Annotated in this window: 14 protein-coding genes; 4 read left to right on the plus strand and 10 right to left on the minus strand. The window is 73.6% G+C overall.

Annotated features, from left to right (window positions below; genetic code table 11):
* Window positions 1-21 precede the first annotated feature (21 nt).
* The gene (locus tag GA0070613_RS04040) at window positions 22-1,035 is read left to right on the plus strand and encodes an RDD family protein (protein WP_231929662.1); all 1,014 of its coding nucleotides are present in this window, start codon (window positions 22-24) and stop codon (window positions 1,033-1,035) included.
* A gap of 22 nt (window positions 1,036-1,057) precedes the next feature.
* Here GA0070613_RS04040 and efeB read toward each other — a convergent pair whose 3' ends face one another.
* The 3 genes from efeB to efeU all read right to left on the minus strand — a co-directional run bounded on the left by efeB (window position 1,058) and on the right by efeU (window position 4,525).
* A complete protein-coding gene (gene efeB, locus GA0070613_RS04045; RefSeq protein ID WP_231929663.1) occupies window positions 1,058-2,377 on the minus strand; it encodes an iron uptake transporter deferrochelatase/peroxidase subunit in 1,320 nt (439 codons plus the stop codon).
* A gap of 23 nt (window positions 2,378-2,400) precedes the next feature.
* On the minus strand, window positions 2,401-3,537 hold the full coding sequence (gene efeO, locus GA0070613_RS04050) for an iron uptake system protein EfeO (protein WP_089011056.1): 1,137 nt from the start codon (window positions 3,535-3,537) through the stop codon (window positions 2,401-2,403).
* A 73-nt stretch (window positions 3,538-3,610) separates the two neighbouring features.
* A complete protein-coding gene (gene efeU, locus GA0070613_RS04055) occupies window positions 3,611-4,525 on the minus strand; it encodes an iron uptake transporter permease EfeU (protein ID WP_089011057.1) in 915 nt (304 codons plus the stop codon).
* A gap of 171 nt (window positions 4,526-4,696) precedes the next feature.
* Between efeU and GA0070613_RS04060 the strand changes: the two genes are divergently transcribed.
* The 3 genes from GA0070613_RS04060 to GA0070613_RS32650 are packed head-to-tail and all read left to right on the plus strand — an operon-like array spanning window position 4,697 to window position 6,211.
* Window positions 4,697-5,146 carry a hypothetical protein gene (locus GA0070613_RS04060; protein ID WP_089011058.1) on the plus strand — a complete coding sequence of 150 codons (450 nt, stop codon included), beginning with the start codon at window positions 4,697-4,699 and terminating at the stop codon, window positions 5,144-5,146.
* Window positions 5,143-6,012 carry a tetratricopeptide repeat protein gene (locus tag GA0070613_RS04065; protein WP_089011059.1) on the plus strand — a complete coding sequence of 290 codons (870 nt, stop codon included), beginning with the start codon at window positions 5,143-5,145 and terminating at the stop codon, window positions 6,010-6,012. The genes GA0070613_RS04060 and GA0070613_RS04065 overlap by 4 nt, the downstream gene beginning before the upstream one ends.
* A 46-nt stretch (window positions 6,013-6,058) precedes the next feature.
* Window positions 6,059-6,211: a hypothetical protein gene (locus GA0070613_RS32650; RefSeq protein WP_165439892.1), complete on the plus strand. Its 153-nt coding sequence runs from the start codon at window positions 6,059-6,061 to the stop codon at window positions 6,209-6,211.
* Between the two features lie 164 nt (window positions 6,212-6,375).
* On the opposite strand, the gene ahcY is transcribed toward GA0070613_RS32650, so the two are convergent.
* The 7 genes from ahcY to GA0070613_RS04100 all read right to left on the minus strand — a co-directional run bounded on the left by ahcY (window position 6,376) and on the right by GA0070613_RS04100 (window position 13,764).
* The gene (gene ahcY, locus GA0070613_RS04070) at window positions 6,376-7,875 is read right to left on the minus strand and encodes an adenosylhomocysteinase (protein ID WP_089011060.1); all 1,500 of its coding nucleotides are present in this window, start codon (window positions 7,873-7,875) and stop codon (window positions 6,376-6,378) included.
* 280 nt (window positions 7,876-8,155) lie between these two features.
* Window positions 8,156-9,307, minus strand: coding sequence for a mannose-6-phosphate isomerase, class I (gene manA, locus GA0070613_RS04075; RefSeq protein WP_089011061.1), 1,152 nt, complete (start codon window positions 9,305-9,307; stop codon window positions 8,156-8,158).
* Window positions 9,308-9,309: 2 nt separating this feature from the next.
* A complete protein-coding gene (locus GA0070613_RS04080; protein ID WP_089011062.1) occupies window positions 9,310-10,311 on the minus strand; it encodes a cation diffusion facilitator family transporter in 1,002 nt (333 codons plus the stop codon).
* A complete protein-coding gene (locus GA0070613_RS04085) occupies window positions 10,308-11,507 on the minus strand; it encodes an SIS domain-containing protein (RefSeq protein ID WP_089011063.1) in 1,200 nt (399 codons plus the stop codon). Before GA0070613_RS04085 ends, GA0070613_RS04080 begins: the two co-directional genes overlap by 4 nt.
* Complete coding sequence (locus GA0070613_RS04090) at window positions 11,504-11,716, minus strand: Trm112 family protein (protein WP_089011064.1); 213 nt, start codon at window positions 11,714-11,716, stop codon at window positions 11,504-11,506. The genes GA0070613_RS04085 and GA0070613_RS04090 overlap by 4 nt, the downstream gene beginning before the upstream one ends.
* A 186-nt stretch (window positions 11,717-11,902) precedes the next feature.
* Window positions 11,903-12,898, minus strand: a complete 996-nt coding sequence (locus tag GA0070613_RS04095) for a hypothetical protein (protein ID WP_089015736.1) — start codon at window positions 12,896-12,898, stop codon at window positions 11,903-11,905.
* Window positions 12,899-13,077: 179 nt separating this feature from the next.
* Window positions 13,078-13,764 (minus strand): endonuclease V, encoded by a 687-nt coding sequence (locus tag GA0070613_RS04100; protein ID WP_089011065.1) that lies wholly within the window; start codon window positions 13,762-13,764, stop codon window positions 13,078-13,080.

The raw sequence follows: 13,764 nt of genomic DNA on the forward strand, positions 1-13,764 counted from the left end.
CCCATAGTGTTCACTGTCCGGGTGAGAGCGCAACCTCCCGCACCGGCGCGGGCCGCGGACCGGTGGGCCGACGCGGGCCTGGTCAGCGGCGAGGCGGTGGAGCTGGACATCCGGGCGGCCCGGCTCGGCTCCCGGGTGCTCGCCCTGCTGATCGACCTGCTGGCCCAGGTGGTCGTGGCGGCGATGCTGTCTGCCGGACTGTCCCTGCTGCTCCTCGCCCTGCCCGTCGCGATCGTGGACGCCGCCCTGGCGGGCGCGTTGCAGACGGTGCTGCTGGTCCTGGTGCTGGTCGGTTACCCGGTGCTGATGGAACGTTTCGCCGGCGGCCGGACGGTCGGCAAGCTCGCGGTGGGCCTGCGGGTGGTCCGCGCGGACGGCGGTCCGATCGGGGTCGGGCAGTCGCTGACCCGGGCCCTGGTGGGCGTCGCGGTGGAGTGGCCGGGGCTGGTGCTGCCGCTGCTGAGCTGGGTGGCGAGCGTGACGGTGATGCTGACCGACCCGCGCGGGCGGCGCCTCGGCGACCTGGTGGCCGGCACGATGGTGGTGCACACCCGGGGCGCCGCGGTGTGGCGGCCGGTCCCGTTGGCCGTCCCGGCGCTGCTCGGTTGGGCGCACACCCTGGACCTGACCCGGTTGGACGATGGGCTGGCCCTGGCCGCCCGGCAGTACCTGGGCCGGGTGCACCAGCTGGTGGAGCCGGAGCGGGCCCGGCTGGGGCGCGCACTCTGGGCCGAGGTGGCCGGCGTGATCTCCCCGCCGCCGCCGTGGGCCGCGCCGGAATCCGTCTACCTGGCCGCGGTGCTGGCCGAGCGGCACCGTCGGGCCGTGGACCGGCTGCGCCGTACCCGCGGGGTCACCGCGGCGCTCTGGCCCGAGCTGACCGCGTCGCCGGTCGCGCCGCCGCCGGCGACGACCACGCCGGCGACGACCCCGACCGGGTTGCGGCCCGCCGCGCCGGCGCTCGCCCTCCCCATCCAGCCCGATCCGGTACGCGGGCAGCCCGCCCCGGTCGACGCCGAGCACCTGGCCGGCTGATCGGCGGCGCAGGGGGCCGGCGTCAGGCGAAGAGCGCGCGTCCCCAGTGGTCGGCGGCGTCGCGGACGCCCGGCGGGCAGGCGAACACGGCGCTGGAAACGTGCCGCAGGTACTCGTTCATCGCGTCATTCCGGGAGAGCCGGGTCTGGATCGGCACGAACTGCTTGCGCGGGTCCCGCTGGTAGGCGATGAAGAAGAGGCCGGCGTCGAGCCGACCCAGACCGTCGGAGCCGTCCACGAAGTTGTAGCCGCGGCGCAGCAGGCGGGCGCCGTCGTTCTGGGTCGGGTGGGCGAGCCGGACATGCGCGGTCTCGGCGATCACCGGCTCCCCGTCGTCGCCCTTCGCGGCGAAGTCCGGCTCGTCGAACTCGTCGCCCCTGCCCAGCGGCGCGCCGCGGCCCTTGGTCCGGCCGACGATCTGTTCCTGCTCGGCCAGCGAGCTGCGGTCCCAGGTCTCGATCTGCATCCGGATCTTGCGGGTGACCAGGTACGACCCGCCGGTCATCCAGTCCGGCCCGTCGCCGGGCTGCGCCCAGAGGTGGTCGCGGAGCAGGCCGGCGTCCTCGGCCTTCAGGTTCGCCGTGCCGTCCTTGAAGCCGAAGAGGTTGCGCGGCGTGGCCTGGTCCCGCGAGGTCGACGAGGTACGCCCGAAGCCGAGCTGCGACCAGCGGACGCTGACCACGCCCATGCCGATCCGGGCCAGGTTCCGGATGGCGTGCACCGCCACCTGCGGGTCGCTGGCGCAGGCCTGGACGCAGATGTCCCCGCCGGAGATCTCCGGACGCAGCGCGTCCCCGGCGAAGTGCGGCAGGTCGGCCAGCGCGGGCGGTCGGCGGTCGGCGATCCCGAACCGGTCCTTGCCCCGGGCGTCGCGGAAGAGCGTCGGGCCGAAGCCGATGGTGAGGGTGAGCTGCGACGGGGGCAGCTCGAGCGCCTCGCCGGTGTCGTCCGGCGGCGCCTCCGGCATGCCACCGACCGCGCCGATCAGCCCGGCGTCCTTCCCGGCGGTCATCCGGGCGGCAGCCGCCGTCCACTCCTGCAGCAGCGCGACGAGTTTGGCCCGGTCCTTGGTGATCACGTCGAACGCGACGAAGTGCAGCCGGTCCTGGGCCGGGGTGGTGATGCCGGCCTGGTGCTCGCCGAGGAACTCCACGGCACCGGCGGCGACACCCTCGTTCGCCTCCGCGTGATCCGAGCCGCGGACCAGCGCGCCCGCTCCGGCGGCGACACCGGCCACTCCGGCGACCCCGACGCCGGCCAGGGTGATGGCCCGGCGCCGGGACAGCTTGCCGCGCGGCGCGTCGGCGGCCGGCGCCTCGCCAGTGGTGTTCTGCTCGCTCATCGCTGCACCTCCGGGGTTGGTCGTCATCGGGCGACGACCGCGGCGACCTTGCTGATCGGCTCGGCCAGGGCGTTGATGCTGTCGGACAGTTCCTTCAGCTCGGTCTTGCTGAGCTGGGTGTGCAGCTTCCAGCCGTCGCCGGCGCGGTGCTTGCCGAGCGTGGCCTCGACGTTGGCGAACTCGGTGTCGAGCTGCTTGACCAGCTCGGGCGAGCGCTGCTCCAGGGCGGGGCGAAGCGCGGCGATCGCCGCCTTCGAGCCCTCCAGGTTGGCGTTGAAGTCCCAGAGGTCGGTGTGCGAGTACCGCTCCTCCTCGCCGGTGATCTTGCCGCTGGCCACCTCGTCGAGCAGCGCCTTGGCACCGTTGGCGAGCTGGAGCGGGGTGAGCTTCTCGGCGTTGGCCTTGGCCACGATCGCCTTGACGTCGGTCAGCAGCTGGTCGGCGATCGGGCCGTCCTTGCTGATGTCGCCGGTGGTCCAGAGGTCCTTCTCGATCCGGTGGAAGCCGGTGAACTGCATACCCTCCTCGACGACCTCCTCCCGACCGTCGATCTTCGGGTCGAGGTCGCCGAAGCTCTCCGCCACCGGCTCGATCCGCTCCCAGTAGGTGCGGGCGACCGGGTACAGCGCCTTGGCCTTGGCCACGTCGCCGGCCTTGACCGCGGTGACGAACTCCTCGGTCCTGGTCAGCAGCGCGGCGGTCTGGCTGGTGACGTACCGCTGGTAGCTGGCGGTGGCCTGGCTCAGCGCGGCGTCCGGGGCGACGGTCGCGGCGGTGCCGCTTACCTTCAGCGCGCCGCGGATGCCGCGGCCGCTCATCCCGGGCTTGCAGGCCGTCTCGTACGTTCCGGCGGGCAGCGCGACGCGGAGCTCGCGGCTCAGCCCGGGCGCGATGTTCTCGACCTCGCCCATCACCCGGTCACCGGCGGCGTAGATGTAGAACTCGTTGACCTTGCTGCCGGAATTGGTCACCGAGAAGGTCGCCTGACCGGCGCTGAGCTCGTTGACGTCCACCTCGCAGGCGGTGTCGGTGGCCTTGACCTTCACCGCGTTGCCGGCCTTGGCGGCCTTCTTGTCGTCGGTGCCGCCGCCGCAGGCGGTAACGCCGGTGACGGTCAGCACGCCGGCGGCGGCGAGCACGACGAAGCGGGTGGTACGCATCAGAGCTGTCTCTCCTCGGAACAGGCGGATCAGGCGGATCAGGTGCGCTGGCGGGCGTCGGCCGGAGCGTCGGTCACGGGCTCGGCCGGGCGGCCGCCGTCGACTCGTCGGTCGCCGCCTCGCTGGCGGCGGCCGGGGCGCCTGCGGGCTTGGCCGGGGCGGCGGCGGGCTTGGCCGGGGCGGCCGGCTTGCGCAGGAAGAGCGCCAGCACCGGCACCGCGTAGGCGACCCAGGCGACCATCTCCAGCACACTCGGGGTGGCGGTGATGTTGAACATGCCGGCGAGCAGCGCCGCATACCAGGTGCTGGGGTCGAGCACGGAGGAGATGTCGAAGGCGTGGTTGTTCAGGCCGGGCAGGACACCGGCCTCCTGGAAGTCGTGCACGCCGTACTTGAGGATGCCGGCGGCGACCAGGATGAGCAGCGCGCCGGTCCAGGTGAAGAACTTGCTTAGGTTGATCTTCAGAGCGCTGCGGTAGAGCAGGAAGCCGAGCACCACGGCGGTGGCGATGCCGCCGGTCAGCGCGAGCAGCGGGCCGCGGCCTGCGCCGCCAGCGGCGCTCTGGGCGGCGGAGTAGAAGATCAGCGCGGTTTCCAGGCCCTCCCGGATCACCGCGAGGAAGGACATGCCGGCCACCGCGAGGGAGCCGACCGCGAGCGCGTCGGTGAGCTTGCCGCGCAGCTCACCGGCGATCGTCCGGGCGGCCTTGCGCATCCAGAAGATCATCCAGGTCACGAAGACGACGGCCGCCACCGAGGTGACCGCCTCGAACAGCTCACGGTCCTCGGAGCGGGCCAGCAGCGAGGTCGAGGTGTACTCGATCAGCCAGCCGAAGAAGACCGACAGCACCACGGCCAGGCCGACGCCGGCCCAGACCTGCGGCAGTCTGTCCCGCCGCTGCGACTTCACGAGGAACGCGACCAGGATGCTGACCACCAGGGTCGCTTCCAGGCCTTCCCGCAGGCCGATCAGGTACGTGGCAAACATCGGTACTCCGTGATCAGTTAGGCACGCCTCAGTTAACTTAGGGCAGCCATACCTTCCTACTGATCCGACCCGCCGTCAAGTCGTTCACGGCAACGTCACCCTGTCCACGGGGCATCCGGCAGATGACCGGCTGTGGCAGGATCCGGCCCAGCCCCTCAGACAGGAACGACCGTGGCCGATGACCTCTTCACCCCCACCATCACCCCCGCCGCGTACGCCGAGCGCCGCCCGCCCTGGCGGCCCGGCTCGCTGGTCTACCCCGCGGTCTTCGGCGGGGCACTCGCGGCCACCGTGCTGGCCCTGGTCAACGCCCGCCGGCTCCGCCTGCCCACCGGTGCCGCCCTGGCGATCGCCGGCACCGGAGCGGCCGCCCTGGTCGCCCGGCTGGTGATCACCGTGGTGCTGCTCGACGGCCGCACCTCGGGGTCGGCCCGGCTGGTCGGGGCCCTCTCCGGCGTACTGGTCTGGGCGGTGGCCAACCTGACGCAGAAGGGCCGGTTCCGCACGTACGAGATGCGCGGCGGCGCGCCAGCCTCGCTGGTGAAGCCGGGGATCGCGGCGGCGCTGGGGCTCGGCATCGTCGAGGCGGTCCTCATCGTGGTCGCGGCGGCGCTCCGGTGACCGCACCGGTGGACCAGCTCGCCCGGGTGGTCGGCCTGCTCGAGATGAACCGGCCGGAGCAGGCCTTGGAGGAGCTGGGCCGGCTGCCCGGGTCGGTGGCCACCGACCGGCACGCGTACCGGCTGCGGGCGCTGGCGCTCAGCACGCTGGACCGCTGGGACGAGGTGGCCGAGGTGGCCCGGCAGGGGCTGGCCGAGGTCGGGCCGGACGCCGAGCTGCTCGGCCGGCTGGGCGTAGCGCTCCGGAGTCAGGGCGCCTTCGCCCCGGCCGAGCGGGCGCTGCTCGACGCGCTGGCGCTCGAACCGCAGGACCCGTGGCTGCTCTGCCAGTACGCCGACCTCTGCGTCACGGTCGGCCAGACCGACAAGGCGAGCCGCCTGCTCGCCCGCGCCGCCGAGCTGGCCCCAGAGGACCCGGCCGTCTACGCCAGCCGGGTCCAGCTCGCGTACGCGCGCGGCGACGATCGGGCGGCCGAGCGGGTGGCCCGGGAGTTCCTCGGCCGCTACCCGGAGCACCCCGCGGCGCTGGCCGTGCACGGCGGTATCGCCGTGGAGCGCGGCCGGATCGTGGACGCGCACCGCTCCTTCGGCCGGGCGGTCGCCCACGACCCGAACGACCCGGACTACGCCGAGGCGGCCTGGGAGACCCGCGTCTACACCCATCCGCTGCTGCTCCCGCTGCGGCCGCTCTACCGGCTGGGCATCCGCATGTGGCTGATCGCGGTGGGCAGCATCGCGGTGCTCAACCTGGCCAAGCTCTACATCCCCGCGCTCGTGGTGGCGCTCGGCTGGCTGCTCTACTGCCTCTGGTCCTGGATCGCCCCGCCCCTGGTCCGCCGCCTGGTACGCGGCCGGTGGCGGTCGTGAGCCACCCCGGTACGGCTGCCGTGAGGGCCACCCCGGGACGGCGGCCGTGAAGGGACTGCTGCCCTGGCTGGCCGTGCTGGCCCTGGTGCTGCTGCTCAGCGCCCTGCGGCTGCGCCCGCTGGCCACCGCCGTCTCGCTGGCCTGGCTCGCCTGGTGCGTCTGGACCTGGATCCGCCCGACCCGCCGCGGCCCCGGCTGAGGCCGCCCGGCCCGAGCTGACGCTCACCGGCCCTGGCCGGTGCGGCCATCCCGCACCGGCCGTCGATTTCCACCGCCAGCGCCAGCGCACAACGGCCGCCCGACAGGCCGGAAATACGGAACTGGGCCGGCCGCGCGTGCGGCCGACCCGGTTCCGGGTGTCGATCAGTAGCGGTAGTGCTCGGGCTTGAACGGACCCTCCTGGGACACGCCGAGGTAGGCGGCCTGCTCCTTGGTGAGGGTGCTCAGCTTGGCGCCGAGCGCCCCCAGGTGCAGCCGGGCGACCTTCTCGTCCAGGTGCTTGGGGAGCACGTAGACACCGATCGGGTACTCCTCCGGCTTCGTGAAGAGCTCGATCTGGGCGATCGTCTGGTTGGCGAACGAGTTCGACATGACGAAGCTCGGGTGGCCGGTGGCGTTGCCCAGGTTCAGCAGGCGACCCTCGGAGAGCACGATGATCGCGTGCCCGTCGGCGAACTTCCAGAGGTCGACCTGCGGCTTGATGTTGACCCGCTCGACGTCGGAGCGCTTGGCCAGGCCGGCCATGTCAATCTCGTTGTCGAAGTGGCCGATGTTGCCGACGATGGCCTGGTGCTTCATCCGGGCCATGTGCTCGTTGGTGATGACGTCGAAGCAGCCGGTGGCGGTGATGAAGATGTCCGCCTGCTCGACCACGTCGTCCAGGGTGGCGACCTGGTAGCCGTCCATCGCCGCCTGGAGCGCGCAGATCGGATCGACCTCGGTCACCACGACCCGGGCGCCCTGGCCGCGCAGCGACTCGGCGCAGCCCTTGCCCACGTCGCCGTAGCCGAGCACGACGGCCATCTTGCCGCCGATCAGCACGTCGGTGGCCCGGTTGATGCCGTCGATGAGCGAGTGGCGGCAGCCGTACTTGTTGTCGAACTTGCTCTTGGTCACCGAGTCGTTGACGTTGATGGCCGGGAAGAGCAGCGTGCCGGCACGGTGCATCTCGTAGAGCCGGTGCACGCCGGTGGTGGTCTCCTCGGTGACGCCCTTGATGCCGGCGGCGATCCGGGTCCAGCGCTGACCGTCCTCGGCGAGCGAGCGGTGCAGCAACTGGAGGATGACCGCGTACTCCTCGGAGTCGGCGGACTCGACCGGCGGCACGACGCCGGCCTTCTCGAACTCGACGCCCTTGTGGACGAGCAGGGTGGCGTCGCCGCCGTCGTCCAGGATCATGTTCGGGCCCTGCCCGTCCGGCCAGGTGAGCACCTGCTCGGTGCACCACCAGTACTCCGGGAGGCTCTCGCCCTTCCAGGCGTAGACCGGGACCCCGGCCGGCGCCTCGGGGGTGCCGGTCGGGCCGACCACGATCGCCGCGGCGGCGTGGTCCTGGGTGGAGAAGATGTTGCAGGACGCCCAGCGGACCTGCGCGCCGAGCGCGACCAGGGTCTCGATCAGGACGGCGGTCTGGATGGTCATGTGCAGCGAGCCGGTGATCCGGGCGCCGGCGAGCGGCTGCGCGTCGGCGAACTCGCGACGGATGGCCATCAGGCCGGGCATCTCGTGCTCGGCGAGCTGGATCTCCTTGCGCCCGAACTCGGCGAGCGACAGATCCGCCACCTTGTAGTCGCCCTCGGCGAGGGTGCTCGGCCGGGCCTCGGACGGCGCGCCGCTGGGGGCGGCCGGGAGGGTGCTGGTCATGGAAGCTCCTGTCGAACGATGTGCTGCGCAGCCTTCCACCTTACGCTCGCGGGCGGATGGAGCACGGCCCGGTCGGCGGACAGCGCACGGGGCGGTCGGTCGTGGACGGACTTTCCATCCACCAGCCGCCGCCCCGTGCATCCCCCCGGTTTGGTTCCCCCGCGCGTTACCGGACCTTCGTCGCGACAACGCTGCGCACCCATAGAGTCACACTGTGCAAGGGTCGCGTCAAGCTATTTCGGGAAAGTCGGACTTGCGCCGGATGCGGAGCGTGGGCAGATCAGCACAGGCCGCAGGTGGCGACGTACGCCTCGCCCTCGCCGCCGATGATCAGCGGCCCGCCGGCCGCGGTCCCGATCGCCGCCTGCCCCGGCCCGAGGGTGACCGTGCCCACCCCGTCGTCCACGGCGAGTCTGCCGGCCCGGCAGAGCACCACCCGCGGCCCGGGCAACGCCAGCCGCACCTGCGGGGACCCCGCGTCCACCAGCACCCGGTGCAGCGCGAAGTCGTCCACCGGCACCGGCCAGGTCACCACCCCGGGCGCCACCCGGACCGGCGGGACCACCGGCTCGTCGAGCACCTCGAAGCGCAGCACCCGCAGCAGCTCGTCCACGTCGACCCGCTTGGGCGTCAACCCGCCGCGCAGCACGTTGTCGCTGGCCGCCATGATCTCCACGCCGGCGCCCCGCAGGTAGGCGTGCAGGTTGCCGGCCGGCATCCAGATCGCCTCGCCCGGGGCCAGCCGCACGTGGTGCAGCAGCAGCGCCACCAGCACCCCCGGGTCGGCCGGGTAGTCGACGGCCAGCGCGCGGGCCAGCACCGCGTCCGGACCGCCGGCCTCCGCCGCGAGCACGGCCGCGACCAGCCCGGCGCGCTCCGCCTCGGGCCAGCTCAACAGCAGGCGTACGGCCTCCCGCAGCCCCGCCGGCCCCTCACGCAGCGCGGCCACCACCGGCTCCAGCACGGGTACGCCGAACGCGGCGATCGCCGCGGCCGACTCCGCCGGGTCGCGGAACCCGCACAGCGCCTCGAACGGCGAGAGCGCGACCAGCAGCTCCGGCTTGTGGAACGGGTCGACGTAGTTGACCCGTTCCACGTCGGCGGCGTGCCCGGCCCGGGCCTGCTCGGCGTCCGGGTGGGCCTGCAGGCTCAGCGGGGCGTCGGCGGCGAGCACCTTGAGCAGGAACGGCAGCCGGGTGCCGAACCGGCCGACCAGCCGCTCACCGAGCCAGCTCGCCGGCTCGGCCACCAGCAGGTCGGTCAGGTCGACCGGTGCGCCGTCCCGGTCGACCGTGGCCGGGGCGCCCGGGTGGGCGCCCAGCCACAGCTCGGCCTCGGGGCCCGCGCTCGGCACCGGGCGGCCCTGCAGCTCCGCGATGGCGGTGCGGGAGCCCCAGGCGTAGTCCCGGATCCGACCCTGCAGCAGTTCCACGTTCAGCTCCCAGGATGGGCGGCCTGCTCGCCGGTCTCGGGCTGGGGCACCGCGGTGTGCGACGCGGCGCCGGTGCCAGCCTCGTCCGCCGCCGCGCTGTAGATGTCCGGCTCCAGGTAGATGACCCGGGCGATCGGCACGGCCGTACGGATCCGCGCCTCCACCGCGTTGATGCCCCGAGCCAGCGACTCGGCGCTGTCGCACGGCGACACGGCGATCTTCGCGGCCACCATCAGCTCCTCCGGGCCGAGGTAGAGCGTCTTCATGTGGATGATCCGCTCGACCTCCGGACCGGCCTTGACGGCCTGCTCGATCGCGGCCACCTCCTTCGATTCGGCGCCCTCACCGAGCAGCAGGCTCTTCGTCTCGATCGCCAGCGTGGCCGCGATGATCACCAGCAGCAGGCCGATCATGGCGGTGCCGGCGGCGTCCCACAGGCCGTTGCCGGTGATCAGGGTCATCCCGACGCCGAAGAGCGCGAAGACCAGACCGATCAGCGCGCCGAAGTCCTCCAGCAGCACCACCGGCAGCTCGGGCGCCTTGGCCCGGCGGATGAACCGCAGCCAGGACTGGCCGCCGCGGATCAGGTTGGACTCCTTGATGGCGGTCCGGAAGGAGAAGCCCTCCATGATGATCGCCGCCAGAAGCACCGCGACCGGCACCCACTGCCAGCTCTCGATCGGGTGCGGTTCGGCCGCCTTGTGGTACGCCTCGTAGAGCGCGAAGAGGCCACCGAGGCTGAACAGCACGATCGACACGATGAACGCGTAGATGTAGCGCTCCCGCCCGTACCCGAAGGGGTGTTCGGGGGTGGCCTCCCGCTTGGCGCGGCGGCCGCCGAGCAGCAGCAGGCCCTGGTTGCCGGAGTCGGCGACCGAGTGGATCGACTCGGCCAGCATCGACGAGGAGCCGGTCAGCAGGAACGCGATGAACTTGGTGACGGCGATGCCGATGTTGGCCGCGAGGGCGGCGACGATCGCCTTCGTCCCACCGTTGGCGCTCACTGGTTCGACAGCTCCTTCATTTCGGTGATGGCCGGGACCGCCATCGGGTCCAGCCCGTGTGCCAGGGCGAGGTAGACCGAGGCGAAGTCCGGCACCGCCATCAGCGAGGCGAGCCGTTCCAGCGCCGAGCCGCCCTCGGCGGTGACCACGTCGCAGCGCACGCCGCGCCGCTCGGCGAGCGTCTGCACGGCGTCGGCCCGACGCTCCTCCACCGCGAGGGGCTCGTCGGTGTCGTCCTCGGCGTTGAGCCCGCCGTCGCGCAGCAGCACCAGCCGCAGCCGGGTGGCGTCGGGGTCGTCGGTCTCGTCCCGGTCGGCGAAGATGTCCCGCTCCCCCTCGACCAGCCCGCCGAAGACGCCGTCGAGCAGGCCGACGCGACCGCGCCCGGCCTCGCCGAGCGCACCGGTGACCACCGGGTAACGGGCGTTGGCCGAGAGCGTGTCGCCGAACCGGCGGGCGGCCACGGTGGCCAGCGGGGACGAGCCCCAGACGATCGGGATCGAGCCGGCCAGGCCCAGGGCCAGCGACTTCGCCGGGTTGACGAAGGACTCGGCGGTGGGGCGGCACCGGTCGGCGTCCGCGTCGAGCCGGGCCGCGGTCTCGGCCAGGTCCGCCTCGTTGACCTTCACCAGCCCGAGCGTACGGGCCGCGAGCAGAACCGGCACGGTGAGCGCCCAAAGGCTGGCCCGGGCCGGGGCGCGCCGGGGCACCGGGATGAACGGCGCCCGGGCCCGCTCGGCCACCGACTGCAGCTGGGAGTCCGGCGCGCCGACGGCGACCAGCCGCGCGCCCCGCCGGTGCGCAGCCTCAGCGGCGCCCAGCGCCTCGGGGCTGCGGCCCGACGCGCTGACCGCGATGACCACGTCCGCCGCGCCGACCCAGCCGGGCACCCCGGCGCTGCGGTGCGGGATGACCGGCACCGGGCAGCGCGGGCCCGCGACCGTGGCCAGCACGTCCCCGGTACGCCCGGCGGTGCCGATGCCGGCGATGACGACCGCCCGCGGCCGCCCCTCGTCGGCGAGCAGGCTCAGGTTGGCCTCGGCGGCCAGCGCGGCCGACTCCCGCACCTGGGCACCGGCCGACGCGGTGAACCGGAGCATGCCGCCCGGGTCGTGCTCGGCGAGCGCGTCCGGGTCGTCCAGCAGCGACTCGTCGGCGTGCCGGCGGCCGCTGACCCCGGCCGTACCCTCCATCACCGCTGCGGCGCGGAGCCACCGCGCGCATTGTCCGCCGCGGGTCCGCCGCGCGCCTCGTCCAGCAGCAGCACCGGCACGTCGTCGCGGACCTCGAAGATCCGACCGCACTCGGTGCAGGTCAGGGTCTGGGCCTGCGGGTCGTAGTCGAGCGGGGCGTGGTGCGTGTCCGGGCAGGCGAGAATCTCGAGCAACTGCGGGTCCAGGGCCACGGCGCGGCTCCTTCCACGTATGCGGTCTCACCGGTCGGCGGTGCCGGCCGGCGCACGCGATCTTATCGGCGAACCCGGCCGGACACCGTGCCACGGAACCAGATCATCCGCCGCCCGGCGTTCCGCTCCTCACCACACCCAATCACCACGACTGAGCGTAACGGAGCACGGCGGCCCCGTCCGGGCTCAGCCGGGCAGGCGGGGCATGACGGTCGTGGCGTCGCCGCCGGCCGGCGCCGGCGGCTCGCCGCCGGGCTGCTGCCCACCGGCCGGGCCGCCGTAGACGTTGCCGGTGGGGCGGGGCGCCGGCGTACCGCCGTAGACGCCGGGGGCGGGTGGCTGCTGCCCGTACACCTGGCCGCTCGGGGTGCCGTAGGTGGTGCCGCCGGTGTTGCGCGGCAGCGGGACCTCCGGGTAGCCGGCCGGCTGCTGGTCGACCTTCTCCGCCCGGTTGCGGCGGACCAGCAGCACGATGAGGGCGATGCCGACGAGCACCAGCGCGATGCCGAAGAACATGATCGGGGAACCTCCGGATGAGTCGCTGGCGGCCGTGCTCTGGCCGGTGGCCGGATCGAGCGCGGCGGCCGCGGTGTCGGCGGCGCTCGGCTCGGTCGCCACAGCGCTCGGCGTCGGGCTGGGGCTCGGCGAGGGCTTCCGCGACGCCGTCGATGAGGGCGTGGCCGGCGCCGCACCCACCACCCGGGCCGAGTCGGAAGCCCGGCCGAGCAGCCGGCCGTTCGCGGTCGTCGCCTCGCCCACGACGGTCAACCGACCGCCGGGCGCGCCCGCCAGGAAGGCGACCCGGTAACGGACCGTGATGCTCTTGCCTTTGCAGAGGGTCGGGTTGGCCGGCGAGGTACGGGCCGTACCGACCGTGCCGCCGTCACCGCCGACCCCCACCGCCTGCCACTGTCCCCCGGTGTTGACCTGCACCTGGACCTGGTCGGCCCGGACGCCGTCGAGCCGCAGGCCCAACCCGGTCCGCAGCAGCACACACCCGTCGGTGCGCTTGCGCACCTCGACCGCAACCGTGCCGGGCGATCCACCGACGGTGAAGGTGCCCGCCGAACGCGTCTCCACCCGGTCGCCGTCGGCCAGCGCCGGGGCCGCCCCGACGGTCACCAGGCCGCCCAGCAGCGCGCCGACCGTGGCCAGCCGCACCACGTGCCGCCGAACCGACATGTCCACCTCACCGTTCCTCGCCCCGGCGGGGCCCGCGGGTCAGGTTACTACCGGGCCAGGGGGACCTCCGCTCATTGAGCGCTCCGCATGTGTGCGGCGACACGCCGCACGATCCCGTCAGCGCCCCCTTGATCGGGCGGGTTGCCGGGCTTGATCGACTGCTCATCGCCGACGTGGCGTCAGGTCGACGCGCTGGCGAGGGCGTCACGGCAGAGCCGGTCGGCCGCCCGGGTGGTCTCCGGCAGCCGGTAGCGCGGGGTCAGCGCCAGCACCCGGTCGACGGCGTTCCCCAGGCTCATCCGGTGGCCGACGCTGACGAAGACCGGCTTCACCCCGTCCCGGGTACGCAGCACCCGGCCGACCACGTCCCCGCCGTCCCGCAGCGGCGTCCACGCGCCCCGGCGTGGACCCGGCTCGTCCCACTCGCCGACCAGCGGCGTCTTGCCCACCCCGATCGCGGGCAGGCCGGTCACCACGCCGAGATGACAGGCCAGCCCGAACCGGCGCGGGTGGGCCAACCCGTGCCCGTCGCAGACCAGCAGGTCGGGACGGACGGTCAGCCGGTCCAGGGCGTCGAGCAGCCCGGGCAGCTCGCGGAAGGCGAAGAGCCCGGGCACGTACCCGAAGGCGGGCCGGCCGACGCTGACCGCCGAATCCACCACGGCCAGCGTCCGGGCGTCCAGCACCGTGACGGCCGCCGCGAGCCGATCGCCGCTCTCCGCGTACGCGACGTCGAGGCCGGCCACCGTCGCGGGCGCCGTCGGGCCCGGCCCGGCCAGGTCGGCCAGCGGCCGCAACTTCTCCTGTACGCGCAGCGCCTCCGCCACGCTCCCCGGTGCCACGTACCGGTGCCCACCGTCCGTCAT

It is taken from the genome of Micromonospora inositola, assembly GCF_900090285.1.
Classification (GTDB): domain Bacteria; phylum Actinomycetota; class Actinomycetes; order Mycobacteriales; family Micromonosporaceae; genus Micromonospora; species Micromonospora inositola.